This is a genomic window from Mycobacterium genavense ATCC 51234 (assembly GCF_000526915.1).
Lineage (GTDB): Bacteria > Actinomycetota > Actinomycetes > Mycobacteriales > Mycobacteriaceae > Mycobacterium > Mycobacterium genavense.
In genome coordinates, this window is sequence record NZ_JAGZ01000001.1 from 174,423 (window position 1) to 189,531 (window position 15,109).

The following is a 15,109-nucleotide window of genomic DNA, read 5'->3' on the forward strand; positions in this document are numbered from 1 at the left end:
TCGGCATCCAGGCCACAACCCGAACGGCACGGGTACCCGCATTTTGGCCTCGGCAAACGGTGACGAACGCTGCATTTCACCCGGATTAGCTGGGGTTATTGCCATTTCCGGGAGGGTACCCCCGGAAAATTAGGAGTGGTCGATAAATGATTACCAGCCCGACTACGCGGCGTATTCACCATCGTCGCAGTGCGCAATCGATTGCCGTCTCGTTGGTAAACCGATTGATCGTGAAAAACGTGGTGCGAGCATGGGCGTTGCAGCCCGATCTGCACTGGCCGCTGGGGTATGTCGACGGCTTGGTGGGTTTGCTGCCCCATTTCCGGTCCGCCGTCAAGGTCGAACCGGTGCGCCTTGAGCACTGCAAAGCCGAATGGGTTCGCGCTCCCGGCGTGTCCGGCACCCGGGCCATTCTGTACCTGCACGGGGGAGCATTTCTCACGTGCGGTATCAATACGCACCGCGCGCTGGTGAGCCGCCTGTCGGAGGCGGCCGATGCCGGCGTGCTGATCGTCGACTACCGGAAACTGCCCTCGCACCAGATCGCGGACGCGATCGACGACGGCCTGTGCGGCCTGAGCTGGCTGCAGGACCGCGGATACGACCCCGATCGAATCGTAGTTGCCGGCGACTCGGCCGGCGGATATCTGGCGTTCATGACGACGCTGGCGGCGATCCGGACGCAGGTCGCGGCACCGGCCGGGATCGCGACCGTCTCGCCGTTCACGGATGCGAACCCGGTCCGAAAACTCAAGCACCGCAACGCACGCAAATGCTCGATGTTCACCGCCGGGGCGCTGTCGATCTTTTCGCGCTATCTCGGCGAAGTGCAGCTCCCCGACGGCCCGGGACGTTCGACGGGTCACGTTGTTTCACCCGTCGACGCCGATTTGTCGGCACTGCCGCCCGTGGCCATCCACGCCGGCGCCGACGAGTTGTTGCTTCCCGATGCCGAGCTGATGGCAGAACGGTTGGAAGCCAACGGAGTTCGCTGCGACTTGCACGTGTGGGACGGCCAGATTCACGACTTCCCGTTGGCGGCCGACGTTCTGCCTGAGGGCAGGCGGGCGATCCGGTACCTCGGCGATTTCATCAAGGAAGTCACCGCCGAGTCGCCGTGCCGCGGCCGCCGGCCGGCCACCGCCGTCGCCGGCTAGTGCGCGCACCATATCGATTGCGCGGCAGGGTTATTCGGGTTCGTCGAATTCCGGGTCGGTGACGACCGACTGTTGCTGCTCCTGCCAATCGGAATCCGTTGCCTCCAGGGGCACGTCGGCATCATCCAGCCAGTCCGGCGCGTCGTCGTCCGGCGCGGCCGGACCGGTTGCGCGTTGTTGTTCGACGGCGTCCGCGATGGGCACGTCGTCGGGGATTTCACCGGTGCTCTCGTGCATGCGCGGCCGACTACCCGCAATGGCGCGATCGAAAACCGATGGGGTGCTCGGGGAAATAAGGGCTGAAGAACGACACGGGCGTCGACCGGTATCGACGACAGGTGCCCGCTTTTGCCCCGACGCCGATACAGTGGGGCTCGTGAGCCGAGCAGCCCCACCTGTGCTGACTGTGCGGTACGAGGGATCCGAACGGACCTTTGCACCCGGCAACGATGTGGTCATCGGGCGTGACTTGCGGGCCGACGTCCGCGTCGCGCATCCGCTGATTTCCCGGATACACCTGGTGGTGCGCTTCGATCAGGGCCGGTGGATCGCCATCGACAACGGCAGCCTCAACGGTTTGTACGTCAACAATCGTCGAGTACCGGCCGTCGACATCCAGGATGGGCAGCGGGTCAACATCGGCAACCCGGACGGGCCGATGGTGACCTTCGAAGTCGGGCGTCACCAGGGTGTGGCAGGCACGCCGCCGCTGACCACGTCGATCCCGATCTCTACCGGGACGCACGATCCGCGGCTGGCACACGGACGCCCACCGACCGGCTCGATGTCGCAAGGCCTGCCCGGGCCCCCGCCGGCGAGCCCGTCGCGGCCGATGCCAACCTATCCTCCGCCCGCGCCGCATGCCGGTGCGCCATCCGGGCCGCTGCCGACAGCTCCGCCCGGCTCGTCCGGCCCGGTGCAGCAGCATCACCCGACCGGCACCCATCCGGCCGGCCCGTCCAGCGGGCCGATGTCGTCGCCGCACATCTACCGGCCACACCCCGGCCAGGCTCCCCCGGCCGCGCCGGTCGACCCACCCACCGCGCTGACGGGCCGCGTCGGCGGCGACGGCTCGAACCTCGCGACGTCGATGATGAAGATCCTGCGCCCGGGCAAGGCGGGCGCGGACGCCCCGGGCGCGATCAAGATCGGGCGGGCCAACGACAACGACATCGTCATTCCCGAGGTGCTGGCGTCGCGGCACCACGCGACCCTGATCCCGACGCCCAGCGGCACCGAGATTCACGACAACCGCAGCATCAACGGCACGTTCGTCAATGGTCAGCGTGTCGACTCCGCGTTGCTGAAGGACGGGGACGTCGTCACGATCGGAAACATCGACCTGGTGTTCGCCGGCGGTGCGCTGGCCCGCCGGGACGCCGACACCGCCGCACAGACCCGCCTCGGCGGTCTGGACGTGCGCGGGGTGACCTGGACGATCGAAAACAACAAGACGCTGCTCGACGACATCTCGTTGGGCGCCAGTCCCGGAACCCTCACCGCGGTGATCGGCCCGTCAGGCGCCGGCAAATCGACGTTCGCCCGCCTGGTGGCCGGCTACACCCACCCCAGCAACGGCACGGTCGCATTCGAGGGCCACAACGTCCACGCCGAATACGCCTCGCTGCGCAGCAGGATCGGGATGGTGCCGCAGGACGACGTGGTGCACAGTCAGCTCACCGTGGAGCAGGCGCTGGGCTACGCCGCCGAGCTGCGGCTGCCGCCCGACACCACGAAGGCCGACCGCGAACAGGTCGTCGCCCGGGTGCTCGAGGAGCTGGAGATGACCCAGCATCTGCACACCCGGGTTGACAAGCTGTCCGGCGGTCAGCGCAAGCGGGCCTCGATGGCACTGGAGCTGCTGACCGGGCCGTCGCTGCTGATTCTCGACGAGCCGACCTCGGGGCTGGACCCGGCGCTGGACCGGCAGGTCATGACGATGCTGCGGCAGTTGGCCGACGCCGGTCGCGTGGTACTGGTGGTCACCCACTCGCTGACCTACCTGGACGTGTGCGACCAGGTGCTGCTGCTGGCTCCCGGCGGCAAGACCGCGTTCTGCGGTCCACCCGCTCAAATCGGCCCGGCCATGGGAACCACCAACTGGGCCGACATCTTCAGTTCGGTCGCCGGCGATCCCGACGCGGCCAAGGCGAAATACCTGGCGCGGACCGGCCCACCGCCACCACCGCCGCCGGCGGAGAAACCGGCCGAGATCGGCGACCCGTCGCACACGAGTCTGCTGCGGCAGTTCTCCACGATCGCGCGGCGGCAGATCCGGCTGATCGTCTCCGACCGGGGCTATTTCGTCTTCCTCGCGCTGCTGCCGTTCATCATGGGTTTGCTGTCGATGTCGGTGCCGGGCACCGTCGGCTTCGGCATCCCGAACCCAATGGGCGACGCGCCCACCGAGCCGGGGCAGATCCTGGTGCTGCTCAATGTCGGAGCGGTGTTCATGGGGACCGCGTTGACGATCCGAGATCTGATCGGCGAGCGCGCCATCTTCCTGCGAGAGCAGGCCGTCGGCCTATCCACTTCGGCATACCTGTTGGCCAAGGTCTGTGTCTACACGGTGTTCGCGATCGTGCAGTCGGGCATCGGCACCGTTATCACGTTGCTGGGCAAGGGCGGACCGACGCAGGGCGCCGCGGCGCTTGGCAAGGCTCCGCTGGAGCTATTCGTCGATGTCGCGGTTACCACCGTGGCCTCGGCGATGCTCGGGCTGTTGCTGTCGTCGGTCGCGAAGTCCAACGACCAGATCATGCCCCTGCTGGTGGTTGCGGTGATGTCGCAGTTGGTGTTCTCCGGCGGCATGATCCCCGTGACCGGCCGCATCGGCCTCGACCAGATGTCCTGGGCCACACCGGCGCGATGGGGTTTCGCGGCGTCGGCGTCGACCATCGACCTGACCAAGCTGGAACCCGGCCCGCAGGTCCCCAAGGACGCACTCTGGTATCACAATGCCGGCACGTGGTGGTTCGACTTCGGCATGCTGATCGCAATCAGCGTTTTCTACCTGTGCTTCGTGCGCTGGAAGATTCGCCTCAAGGGTGGGCGCTGACCACCCGACGACAGGGGAGCTACGCCCCCTTGCGGACCGTCTGCTCGGACGCGGCGTGCATCCGATCGGACAGTCGAAGGAGATCGTGCTCCCCGATCCCGTGGGGCAGGGTGTACGCCAGCTGACGCAATTCAACGGCATAGTTGCGCAGCTCCTGCCGGAGGCGCGCCTCAACAGTCGGCATGAGTACTCCCGATCTTCGATCCGCCAATTTCAAGATCATCCCAGCCCGGCGCCGATTCCGCGATGGGGCAGACGGGAATTAACGGGAGTGTGACAGCCTATTTACAACAACTGGCATCTGGAGGACGGGCGATCAAGGGTGTGCGGCAACGAAGGTTTCGTTGCCGACGCCGGCGGCGAGTCCGTCGGCGTCGAAAAGTGCGGCCAGCCGGGCGTGCAATCTTTCCCGATCGGCGTGACGGCTGATCTCGGCGGTTTGGCGAGCGAATAGACGCCCGAAAGTCGGGTAAAGCCAACGCATTACGGCCCGCTCGGCGATGCTGCAGCGCGCCGCACAGTAGCCGACGTGGCCCAGCTCGTCGGTCAGGATTTCGGTGTAGAGGCGGTCGATCCGTGCCGCGACATCTGGTTCGTCGGCGAACAATTCGACGCCGACGCGGCGCAACTCGTCGAACATGATGCAGCTCGCCATTTCTGCCGCGCCCACGAACGGGAATCCGAATCGCTCGGGCAGAAACACTTCCATCTTCACGAATTGCCGCATCACGAACGGCGGCACCACTACCTGGAACGGCAGGCCGAAGATCTCGAGCACGTAAGCCAACAGCCGGGTATGATAGTGCTCCTCGAGCGCGAGGTAGATACGCTCGGGCGGCTCGTCGGCGCCGCCGATGCGCCCGAGGCGAAGGTCATCCACGCCGAACCGCTCCGCCTGGTTGAGTTTCGCGCTGGCCAGCAGGAACAGCATCTCGCGGGACAACCCCGCCTCGGGTCGGCGGCGACGCAGGTTCCGCAGGAACACATCTCGATCGATCTGCCGAGCGGAGCGCACCGGGTCGGCCTGTAACGACGTGAAGAACTCTTCACGGTTGGTCAGTCGACGGTGCAGCAGATCGGCGTCACCGTCCCGGTGCGCCAGGTAGGCCCGGTAGCCGTCGATACCTGTGGCGGTCATGTTGCCTCCATTCCTGCGACGATCGTCTTGACGTAGCGGTCCAGCAGCGCGGCACGCGTTTTCGGCGTTTCGCTGGTGGCCAGCAGGGCGAACAGGCCGGTCATGAAGATCACGCCGAGCTCGCCCGGGTCGGCGTCCCGCGCCACCCGTCCCGCGGCCTGTGCGTCTCGGATTGCGGCGATGACGAATTCGGCCAGCGGATGCTCGGCCGTCTCGTCTTCGATGGGGCGCGTCGCGGAGAAATGCAAGCCGAGCATGTCCCGGAAGACCACGGGGCCGAGGCGCTCTTCGGCGGCCAGCACTTGCCGCACCAGAAGGCTGAGCATCGCCAACAGGTCGCCGGCCCCGCTCATCTTGGGCGCCAGTTTGGCCACGATCTTGACTTCCTCGGCCCGTTCCAATTCGACGAGGATGTGCTCTTTGGTGGGGAAGTGGAAATAGAAGGTGCCTCGCGCGACACCCGTGGCCGTGGCAATGGCCGCGACGTCCGCCCCGGCTAGTCCGGCACGCCCGATCTCGGCCACCGCGGCGTCGAAAAGACGTGCGCGCGTTTGGAGTCGCTGCGCCTCCCGAGCGTTCACCGGCGGGGCAGTTTCGGAGGCCGACGTCGTCGACGGCATGCCGGGAAACGTATCCGCTTTCACTGGCATCTGTCAATGACAGGTGTCAGCCAAATGTGGGCAACGCCGTGCGCGGGGCGCGCCGGACGCCAGTGCGGCCGGCCTTGACGTCCGTGCGAAATCGCGGGCAACACTTCGCCGCGGCGTTAGGCTGACGCGGCGGACAGAAGGGTGAGGTGGGCCGGAATGGATTTCGAACTCGACGCCGGGCAACGCGCGTGGCTGGCCGAGGTTCGCGAATTCCTCTCCGAAAACGTCACCCTGGAGTTACGAGCGGAGCTCGCCGAGCGCGACCTCGAATTTCCCGACGGCGAGGTGACCCGGTTCCGCCGCAAGGTCGGCGAAAAGGGCTGGTTCGGGCTGAACTGGCCGCGTGAATACGGGGGGCTCGGCCTCGGCGCGGTGTATCAACACCTGCTGATGAGCGAGTTCGAATACTGGGGCGTGCCCAGACCCGACCTCACGGTCACCTCGGTGGCGCCGATGATCATGCGCCACGGCACCGAGCAGAACAAAACCGAGTGGCTCCCGCTGATCGCCCGGGGCGAAATGATCTGTGCCGTAGGCTATTCCGAGGCTGATGCCGGAACGGACCTGGCCAGCCTGCGCACCCGCGCGACGCGCGACGGCGATCATTGGGTGATCAACGGCAGCAAGATCTGGAACAGCGGGGCGCAGCGCGCCACCCACGAATGGTTGTGCGTGCGCACCGACCCGAACGGCGTGCGCCATCGCGGGATTTCGGTCATCATCGTGCCGATCGACACCCCGGGGATCCAGATACGGCCGCTGTACGCGTGGTCGGGCTACCGCACCAACGAGGTGCATTTCGAGGACGTACGCGTCCCGGTCACGAATCTGATCGGTGAGGTCAACCGCGGCTGGACCTACATCACCGGCGCGCTCGACCTGGAGCGCGGTGCGCTGACCAACGCCGGCGATCTGCGCCGCGCCGTGGACGAGTTGCGCGAACTCGCCCGCCGCCCCCGACGCGACGGCTCGGTGCCGTCCGGCGATCCGGCCCTTCGGCGTCGGCTGGCGCAGGCCGAAGCCGACGTCGAGGCGGCCCCGACGGGCTGCTGGCGCACCGCAGCGAAAGTGCGCCCTTGGCAGGCAAATTCGAGCGGCTGTACCGGTCCGCCCCGTTGATGCGCTTCGGTGGCGGCACTAACGAGGTGCTGCGCGACGTCATCGCCCAGCGCGGGCACGGAATGCCCTCCTATGGACGGTGACGCGTGAAGGCGATCCCCACCACGCAGCAGCGCGAGTTCGGTGCGTCGGTGCGTGCGTTGCTGGCCGCGGAGTGCCCGCCGAGTCTGGTCCGCGGGCTGGGTGAACCCGGCGCCGATCGCAGCACCCCGGCGCTGTGGACGGCATTGGCCGGCGCCGGCGTGTTCGGTCTCGCCGTTGCCGAGGAATACGGCGGCTCGGGCGGCTCGCTGGACGATCTGGCCGTCTTCTACACCTTCTACACCGAAGCCGGCCGCGCGCTGTGTCCGACGGCCGTGCACGGCACCATCGCCGCGGTGCTGGCGATCGACCAGCTCGGCTCCGCGGAGGTCAAGTCCGCGTGGCTGCCGCGGCTGGCGGCGGGGACCGTGCGCGGCACCACGGCGCTGTGGAATGCCCGTGACGCCGCGGATGTTTCGGATGTGCTGTACGCCCGTTCCGACGCGACCGGGTGGCGCCTGGACGGTGTCGCGGACTATGTCGCCGACGCCGACGTCGCCGACCTCATCGTGGTGTCGGCCGCTGCCGGCGAATACACGCTGGTCTTCGCCGTCGACACCCGCTCGTCCGGTCTGAGCCTGGAGCCACTTGCCATGGCGGGCGGGTACCGGGCGTTCGCGGTGCGGTTCGACGATGTGTCCGTCAGTGCCGATGCGCTGGTCGGCAGCGTCCCACCGGATCGGATCGCGTTGTTCCGCTTGGCGAATGCGGCCGTCGCCCTGGGGTCACTCGACCTGGTCGGGGTCGGTCAGGCGGTGCTGGACCGCACCGTCGGGTACACCGAGCTGCGCCACCAGTTCGGCCGCCCGATCGCCTCTTTTCAGGCGGCGCAGCATCTGGTCGCCAACATGCACATCGCCTTGTTCGCGGCCCGATTGACCGCGCATTCCGCCGTCTTCTGGATCGCCCGGGGACAGACGGCGAGGAGACAAACGGCCATCGCGCGCATGCATGCCGGCAGGGCGGCGCGGCTGGTCACGTTGGATGCCCATCAGTTGCATGGCGGGATGGGCTACGTGACCGATACAGATCTGCACCTGGGGACCGAACGGGCAAGGCTCGGTTCAACTCTCGGCGGTGACGCAGGCGTCGCCGCGGCCTGGCTGGAGGAAACCTTGGAGGAGATTCGTGACTGAGGACACCCTGATCGACGCCGAGTCGGCGTCGCGAGTGGGTACCGTTGCCGCGACCGCGACCGGCGAGCTGAACCGGCGCGACTGGCAGCGCTGGGCGGCGGCGGTCGGTGACCACAATCCGCTCTACTTCGATCCGGATTACGCCCGCGCCAACGGCTATCGCGACATCATCTGCCCGCCGCTGTATCTGCAGTACGCGGTGCTCGGCGTCGTGCATCTCGACTCGTTGCGGCCCGACGGTTCCTCGGGTGCGGTTTCGGGAAGCCTCGCGTTTCCGCGCGCGCCGACGCGGATGGCCGGCGGCGAGAGCTTCACCTTTCACCTGCCCACCTATCATCGCGACGAGATCGAAATGGTTCGCACCATCGAATAGATCGTCGAAAAACGGGGCCGCTCGGGAAGATTCGTTCTGGTCACCTGGCACACGGTGTACCGCAACCAGCATCGCGAGCTGGTCGCCGAGGCCGCGACGTCGACGATCGCCCGACCCTAGGAATGCCATGACCGATCAGATGTGCTACGACGACGTCGAGGTGGGCGAGCACATTCCCGCGCTGACCGTGACCACCGACGAGACCCAGCTGTTCTTTTTCAGTGCCGCCACCTACAACGGCCACCGCATTCATTACGACAAGGACTGGGCGCGGGACGTCGAAGGCTACGACAACGTGCTGGTGCACGGCCCGCTGCAGGCGGCGCTGCTGGCCCGTGCCCTGGGCGACTGGATCGGCGGCCGCGGTCGGCTGGTGTCGTTTTCGGTGCAGAACCGGGCGGCCGCGTTGCCCGGCGAGCCGCTGACCTTCGACGGAGTGGTCACCGCCAAGCGCCTGGCCGACGGCGCCGCACTGGTGGATCTCGACATCGCCGGGCGCCGCGGCGACACCGTGCTGATGCCCGGAACCGCGACGGTCGAGCTGCCCCGTCGAGAAACCATCTGCGGAACGTCGTCGTGACGGGATTGCGTGGCGAAGCGGCCATCGTCGGCTTCGCGGAGTTACCCGCCGAGCGCCGTTCGACCGGGCTGCCCTTGTTCACCCTCGACCAGTACGCGCTACTGGCCAAGCTGGCCGTGCAGGACGCCGGGGTCGATCCGGCGCGCATCAACGGCCTGATCACCCACGGTGTGGCCGAATCGGCGATGTTCGCCCCGGCCACCCTGTGCGAATACCTCGGCCTGGCACTGGATTTCGGTGAGCGCGTCGATCTGGGCGGGGCCACCTCGGCCGGAATGATCTGGCGGGCCGCCGCCGCGATCGAGCTCGGCATCTGCGACGCGGTGCTGGCCGTGGTGCCCGGTTCGCTCAACGTGCCGCAATCGGGACGGCGCCCCGCGCCAGAGCCGAATTGGTTTGGGCTGTCGTCGAATAACTATGGGTCACCGCAGGCCGAGTTCGAAATCCCGTACGGCAATCTCGGCCAGAACGCGTCGTACGCGCAGATCGCGCAGCGCTACGCCGCGGAATACGGTTACGACCCCGCCGCGGTCGCCAAGATCGCGGTCGACCAACGCACCAACGCGTGCGCGCATCCCGGCGCCGTTTTCCACGGCACCCCGATCACCATCGACGACGTTCTCGCCAGTTCCATGATCGCTGACCCGATCCACCTGCTCGAAACGGTGATGCGGGTGCACGGGGGAGTGGGCGTCCTGCTCGCCAACGCCGATATCGCCCGTCACGGCCGCCATCGCCCGGTGTGGATCAAGGGTTTCGGCGAGCGCATCGCGTTCAAGACCCCGACCTATGCCGAGGACCTGCTGCCCACTCCGATCGCGCGCGCCGCGGACAAGGCGTTCGCGATGTCCGGCCTGGACCGGTCCGATGTCGATATCGCCTCGATCTACGACTGCTACACGATCACGGTGCTGATGAGCCTGGAGGACGCCGGCTTTTGCGCCAAAGGCGAAGGCATGGCCTGGGTTACCGAACACGATCTGACCCACCGTGGTGACTTCCCGCTCAATACCGCCGGCGGTCAGTTGTCGTTCGGTCAAGCCGGAATGGCCGGCGGCATGCATCACGTCGTCGACGGTGCGGGACAGGTGATGGGTCGCGCCGACGCCGCCCAGGTACCGGACTGCCATACGGCGTTCGTCACCGGCAACGGCGGGATCATGAGCGAGCAGGTCGCGCTGATCATGCGGGGGGACTGACGCCGTGAGCACCGAAACCCGTCCGATTCCCGAACCCACCCCGGTCTCGCAGCCCTTCTGGGACGGCCTGGCCCAGCGCCGCATCATGGTGCAGTATTCGCCGTCGCTGCAGCGTTACGTGTTCTATCCACGCACCCTCGCACTCGACACGGACGACCTGCAGTGGCGCGAAATCGACGGCGCGGGAACGCTGTACACCTTCACCGTTACCCGCAGGCCGACCGCCCCGCCCTGGGCCGACGCGGTACCGCAGCTGCTCGCCGTGGTGCAGTGGGATGCCGGGCCGCGGATCAGCACCGAATTGGTCGACATCGACCCGAGCGACATCCGCGTCGGCATGCGGGTGGCGCCGGTGTTCTACGCTCTGCCCGAGGGCGGCATCACCTTACTGAGATACCGGCCCGCGTGACCTCAACGGTGAGGTCGGAGGTGCAGATGGACGATGTCGTGCAGGCGATGCTCGACCAGGTGAACGCCGGATTTCCGCGCGTCGCGACGATGACCGGTGCGCAGGCGCGCCCGGCCATGGACCCCGTGCGGGCCTCGGTATGACCGAGGTAAGCGACGGCGTCGTGATCGGCGCCGGATTCGCCGGGCTGTACGCCGTGCACCGAATCGCGACGTCGGGCCTGTCGGTGATCGCCATCGAGGTGCCGCCCCCGAGGTGGGCGGCACCTCGTACTGGAACCGCTATCCGGGAGCGCGCTGCGACGTCGAAAGTGTGGACTACTCCTACTCTTTCGACGAGGACCTGCAGAAGAGCTGGCAGTGGAGCGAACGCTTTGCCGCCCAGCCCGAGATCCTGGCCTACCTGAATCACGTCGCCGACCGCTTCGAGCTGCGCCGCCATTACCGCTTCGGTGTCGACGTAGTCGGTGCTGCCTTCGATCAAGGTCGCTGGCACGTCGACACCGCGACCGGACAGACGTATGCGGCACAGTTTCTGCTGTGCGCGACGGGCTGCTTGTCGGCGGTGGATCGGCCCAATATCGCAGGCGTGGACAGCTTTTCGGGCGAAGTGTATTTCACGGCGGCGTGGCCCCGGGAAGATCCCGATCTGCGCGACAAGCTGGTCGGCTTGATCGGGACGGGGTCATCCGGCATCCAGGTCGCGCCGATCGTCGCCGCCCAGGCCCGGCACCTCGTCGTGTTCCAGCGCTCCGCGAACTACACCATCCCAATGCTCAACCGGCCGTGGTCATCCGAGGAACAACACGAGATCCAGGAGCAGTATCCCGAGCGTCGCCGGGCATCGGCCTACGCGCCCGCCGGTACGCCGCACGGCACCTACCACAAGAACGCCGTGGACACCGAGCCCCGGGAGCGCGCCGACGCGCTGTGGAAGCGCTGGCGCGAAGGCGGCGTCCTGTTCGCCAAGACCTTCCCCGACCAGACCAGTGACCTGGCTGCCAACGACGTCGCCCGGCTGTTCGCCGAGGAGCGGATCCGGGAGATCGTCAGCGACCCGATCGTGGCAACCGATCTCATCCCCGTCGATCATCCGATCGGAACCAAACGCATCTGCACGGACAACGGGTACTACGCCACCTTCAACCGCGACAACGTGCAGCTGGTCAACTTGCGCCGCGAGCCCATCACAGAGATCACCGAGCACGGCATACGAACCACCGAGGCGCCCTACTCCTTGGACGTGCTGATCTTCGCCACCGGCTTCGACGCGATAACCGGAGTATTGACCCGCATCAATCCGATCGGGCCCGGGGAGCGCGATTGCGCGACATCTGGAGCGACGGCCCGGTGACGTTCCGGTCTGATGGTGCCGGGTCTGCCGAACCTGTTCATGATCAGCGGGCCGGGCAGTCCCTCGGTGCTGGCGAACATGGTGCTGCACGCCGAGGTGCAGGTCGACTGGGTCGTCGATCTGGTGCGAGCCGCGCGGCAACGGGGCGTCAGCGAGGTCGAGCCACGCCTGGACGCGGCGCGTGCCTGGACCGACGAGGTGGCCCGGGCCGCCGAGCGGACGCTGTTCCCCAGGGCGGCATCGTCGTGGTATCTGGGCGCCAACATCGACGGCAAGAAGCGCGTCTTCATGCCCTACATCGGCGGGTTCGGCACCTACCGACGCCACTGCGACGAGGTCGCCCAGCGCAATTACGCTGGGTTGGTGTTGACGACCCGATGACGTCGACGAGGAAGTGAGACGGTGCCGGAGACGGTTCAGCAGCTGCTGCGGCAGCGCAGGCACGACGACACCCCGGCGATCGCGCGCGGCGAGGCGACCTGGACCTGGCGCGAGCACGTCGCCGAAGCCGAGACCGAAGCTGCGGCGCTGATCGCGCTTGCCGACCCGGCCCGCCCGTTGCATTTGGGTGCCGCACTGGGTAATTCGCCGGAGATGCTGCGCGCCATGGCCGCCGCGGCGCTCGGCGGCTACGTGCTGTGCGGCCTGAACACGACCCGCCGCGGGCCGGCGTTGCTTGCCGACATCCGGCGGTCGGACTGCAAGATCTTGCTCGTCGGCGACGAGCACCTGTCCTTGTTGGAAGGCCTGGACCTCAACGGAATTCAGGTCCTCGAGGTGGGCACGACGTGCTACGCCGAAGCGCTCGCCGCTGCACCGCCGTTGACACTGCACCGCGAAGTCGTCGCCGCGGATACGTTCATGATGATCTTCACCTCCGGAACCAGCGGCAATCCCAAGGCCGTGCGGTTCGCGCACGGGATGGCGATCATGTGCGGTGCCAGTCTGATCTACCAATACGACGTCACAGCGGACGATGTCTGCTATCTGGCGATGCCGCTGTCTCATTCCAACGGCGTCGCCGCGGCTGGGCCGTCGCCGTCGGGAGCGGCGCGTTGATGGTACCCGCCAAGTTCTCGCCGTCGCGCTTCATCGACGACGTCCGGCGGTACGGCGTGACCTACCTGAACTATGTCGGGAAGCCACTGGCTCTGATCCTGTCCACCCCCGAACGTGCCGACGATGCCGACACCACGCTGCGCATCGCGTTCGGCAACGAGGCCACCGATCGCGATATCGTGGAATTCGCACGGCGTTTCGGGTGCCGGGTCGTCGACAGCTTCGGGTCCAGCGAGTTCGCGGTGATCGTGGTGCGCGAAGACGGCACACCGCCCGGCTCGATCGGTAAGCCCTATCCCGGAGTCAGCATCTACAACCCGGTGACGCTGCAGGAGTGCGCCGTCGCCCAGTTCGACGAACACGGCAAGCTGACCAACTTCGAAGATGCCGTCGGTGAACTCGTCAACACCACGGTGCCGGACCGTTCGTCGGCTACTACAACGACCCGGAGGCCACGGCCCACCGGATGCGTCACGGCATGTACTGGGCCGGCGATTTGGCCTGTCGCGACGCCGACGGCTTTATCTACCTCGCCGGCCGCACCGCCGACTGGATGCGGGTGGACGGCGAGAATCTCGCGGCGGCGCCGATCGAACGAATCCTGGAACGGCTGCCACAGGTCAGCCAGGTCGCGGTGTACGACGTGCCGGACGAGCGGGTGGGGGACCAAGTCATGGCCGCGCTGGTGCTTCGTCGCGGGATGGATTTGGCGCCAACCGATCTCGAGGAGTTTCTGGCCGCACAGCACGACCTGTCCCCGAAGGTGTGGCCGCGCTACGTGCGCATCAACGACGAGCTGTCGGCGACGGCCACCAACAAGATCCTCAAGCGTGAGTTGATCGCCGCCGGCATCAGCGCCCAGGGCGGCGTGCTGCTGACCCGAGAAGCTCGCGGCACGACGTATACCGTTGCCGCACAATTTGTTCCGGAATAGTCTCAGTCGGACTTCGCAGTAGTGGGTGCCTCGCCGAAGCGGGCCAGCACCAATGTGCCGGCCACCGACACGGCAAATCCCACGATCACCAGCCAGCCCCACCCGGGTCGCGCGGTGTCGCCGAGCCACAGCACGCCGACCAGTGCCGGCGCGATGGTTTCGCCGACGACCATGGCGGCCACGGTGGTGGTGACCGAGCCGCGTTGCAGTGCGGACGTGAACAACAGAAATCCCGCGGCGCCGCCCCCGGCCGCGGCGTACAGCGCCGGGTCGGTGTAGAACGCGGCTTTGGTCGGATCGATCTCGTCGAGCAGGCGCACCCCGATCTCGACGACACCGAATCCGCTTCCGGCGCCGAGACCCAGGGCGAGCGCGCGCTCCCGATCCGGCAGCCGACCGGCGACGGCTCCGAGGAGGAAGATGACGGCCACGGCCACGAGCAGCGGCCAGCCCAGTCCCGGTGGGCCATGGCGAAAGTGTCCGGGTCCGGCGGCACCGGCGAGTGCGGCCAGGCTCACGCAGACCACACCGACGGCGGCCCACTCGACCTTGGACAGCCGGGCCGAGAGCACCCACACCGACACGATGGCGGTGACCGCGATCGAGGCGGCCAGCGCCGCCGCAACGACGTAGATCGGCACCAGTCGCAGCGCCGCGACCTGCAGCAGGAAACCGAGGCCGTCGAGGCCGATGCCCGCCAGGTAGCGCCACTGGCGCAGCGCCCGTAGCAGCAGCATCGCGTCGACACCGGACTTGCCGCCGGATTCCACCGACCGCGTCGCGACGGCCTGCAGCACCGAGGCGGTGCCGTAGCACAGCGAACAGCCCAAAGCGAGCAGCAATCCGATCAGCACACGGTGACA

The 15,109-nt window shown here is 67.3% G+C and carries 12 protein-coding genes and 4 pseudogenes; 11 read left to right on the forward strand and 5 right to left on the reverse strand.

Annotated features, from left to right (window positions below):
- Nucleotides 1-146: 146 nt before the first annotated feature.
- The gene (locus T428_RS0100760; RefSeq protein WP_025734978.1) at nucleotides 147-1,157 is read left to right on the forward strand and encodes an alpha/beta hydrolase; all 1,011 of its coding nucleotides are present in this window, start codon (nucleotides 147-149) and stop codon (nucleotides 1,155-1,157) included.
- A 30-nt stretch (nucleotides 1,158-1,187) separates the two neighbouring features.
- Here T428_RS0100760 and T428_RS0100765 read toward each other — a convergent pair whose 3' ends face one another.
- Nucleotides 1,188-1,394 (reverse strand): hypothetical protein, encoded by a 207-nt coding sequence (locus tag T428_RS0100765; protein WP_025734979.1) that lies wholly within the window; start codon nucleotides 1,392-1,394, stop codon nucleotides 1,188-1,190.
- A gap of 130 nt (nucleotides 1,395-1,524) precedes the next feature.
- On the opposite strand from T428_RS0100765, the gene T428_RS0100770 reads away from it, so the two are divergent.
- Nucleotides 1,525-4,215, forward strand: a complete 2,691-nt coding sequence (locus tag T428_RS0100770; protein ID WP_245604681.1) for an FHA domain-containing protein — start codon at nucleotides 1,525-1,527, stop codon at nucleotides 4,213-4,215.
- Nucleotides 4,216-4,234: 19 nt separating this feature from the next.
- On the opposite strand, the gene T428_RS33095 is transcribed toward T428_RS0100770, so the two are convergent.
- The 3 genes from T428_RS33095 to T428_RS0100785 all read right to left on the reverse strand — a co-directional run bounded on the left by T428_RS33095 (nucleotide 4,235) and on the right by T428_RS0100785 (nucleotide 5,973).
- Nucleotides 4,235-4,399 (reverse strand): hypothetical protein, encoded by a 165-nt coding sequence (locus tag T428_RS33095; protein WP_169733603.1) that lies wholly within the window; start codon nucleotides 4,397-4,399, stop codon nucleotides 4,235-4,237.
- Nucleotides 4,400-4,531: 132 nt separating this feature from the next.
- A complete protein-coding gene (locus tag T428_RS0100780) occupies nucleotides 4,532-5,353 on the reverse strand; it encodes a hypothetical protein (RefSeq protein WP_025734981.1) in 822 nt (273 codons plus the stop codon).
- On the reverse strand, nucleotides 5,350-5,973 hold the full coding sequence (locus T428_RS0100785; protein ID WP_025734982.1) for a TetR/AcrR family transcriptional regulator: 624 nt from the start codon (nucleotides 5,971-5,973) through the stop codon (nucleotides 5,350-5,352). The genes T428_RS0100780 and T428_RS0100785 overlap by 4 nt, the downstream gene beginning before the upstream one ends.
- Nucleotides 5,974-6,159: 186 nt before the next feature.
- Between T428_RS0100785 and T428_RS24745 the strand changes: the two are divergent.
- The 9 genes and pseudogenes from T428_RS24745 (at nucleotide 6,160) to fadD1 (ending at nucleotide 14,246) form a co-directional block, all read left to right on the forward strand.
- Nucleotides 6,160-7,205 (forward strand): annotated as a pseudogene (locus tag T428_RS24745) (acyl-CoA dehydrogenase family protein).
- A 3-nt stretch (nucleotides 7,206-7,208) separates the two neighbouring features.
- On the forward strand, nucleotides 7,209-8,339 hold the full coding sequence (locus tag T428_RS0100795) for an acyl-CoA dehydrogenase family protein (protein ID WP_025734983.1): 1,131 nt from the start codon (nucleotides 7,209-7,211) through the stop codon (nucleotides 8,337-8,339).
- A pseudogene (locus tag T428_RS24750) lies at nucleotides 8,332-8,832 on the forward strand (MaoC family dehydratase). The gene T428_RS0100795 and the pseudogene T428_RS24750 overlap by 8 nt, the downstream one beginning before the upstream one ends.
- A 7-nt stretch (nucleotides 8,833-8,839) precedes the next feature.
- Entirely contained in the window at nucleotides 8,840-9,292 is a 453-nt protein-coding gene (locus T428_RS0100805) for a hotdog family protein (protein WP_025734984.1), read from the forward strand.
- Complete coding sequence (locus tag T428_RS0100810; protein ID WP_025734985.1) at nucleotides 9,289-10,491, forward strand: thiolase family protein; 1,203 nt, start codon at nucleotides 9,289-9,291, stop codon at nucleotides 10,489-10,491. Before T428_RS0100805 ends, T428_RS0100810 begins: the two co-directional genes overlap by 4 nt.
- Nucleotides 10,492-10,495: 4 nt before the next feature.
- On the forward strand, nucleotides 10,496-10,900 hold the full coding sequence (locus tag T428_RS0100815; RefSeq protein ID WP_025734986.1) for a Zn-ribbon domain-containing OB-fold protein: 405 nt from the start codon (nucleotides 10,496-10,498) through the stop codon (nucleotides 10,898-10,900).
- Nucleotides 10,897-11,043, forward strand: coding sequence for a hypothetical protein (locus tag T428_RS33395; protein ID WP_211243871.1), 147 nt, complete (start codon nucleotides 10,897-10,899; stop codon nucleotides 11,041-11,043). Before T428_RS0100815 ends, T428_RS33395 begins: the two co-directional genes overlap by 4 nt.
- A pseudogene (locus tag T428_RS24755) lies at nucleotides 11,040-12,634 on the forward strand (flavin-containing monooxygenase). The gene T428_RS33395 and the pseudogene T428_RS24755 overlap by 4 nt, the downstream one beginning before the upstream one ends.
- Nucleotides 12,635-12,655: 21 nt before the next feature.
- A pseudogene (fadD1, locus tag T428_RS24760) lies at nucleotides 12,656-14,246 on the forward strand (fatty-acid--CoA ligase FadD1).
- Nucleotides 14,247-14,248: 2 nt separating this feature from the next.
- Here the strand turns inward: fadD1 and T428_RS0100835 are convergent.
- On the reverse strand, nucleotides 14,249-15,100 hold the full coding sequence (locus tag T428_RS0100835; RefSeq protein WP_025734987.1) for a DMT family transporter: 852 nt from the start codon (nucleotides 15,098-15,100) through the stop codon (nucleotides 14,249-14,251).
- Between the last annotated feature and the right edge of the window lie 9 nt (nucleotides 15,101-15,109).

Coding starts and splice junctions, on each gene's coding strand:
- T428_RS33095 (WP_169733603.1), bottom strand. CDS start 4,399: ATGCCGACTGTTGAGGCGCGCCTCCGGCAGGAGCTGCGCAACTATGCC.
- T428_RS0100765 (WP_025734979.1), bottom strand. CDS start 1,394: ATGCACGAGAGCACCGGTGAAATCCCCGACGACGTGCCCATCGCGGAC.
- T428_RS0100785 (WP_025734982.1), bottom strand. CDS start 5,973: ATGCCGTCGACGACGTCGGCCTCCGAAACTGCCCCGCCGGTGAACGCT.
- T428_RS0100760 (WP_025734978.1), top strand. CDS start 147: ATGATTACCAGCCCGACTACGCGGCGTATTCACCATCGTCGCAGTGCG.
- T428_RS0100805 (WP_025734984.1), top strand. CDS start 8,840: ATGACCGATCAGATGTGCTACGACGACGTCGAGGTGGGCGAGCACATT.
- T428_RS0100780 (WP_025734981.1), bottom strand. CDS start 5,353: ATGACCGCCACAGGTATCGACGGCTACCGGGCCTACCTGGCGCACCGG.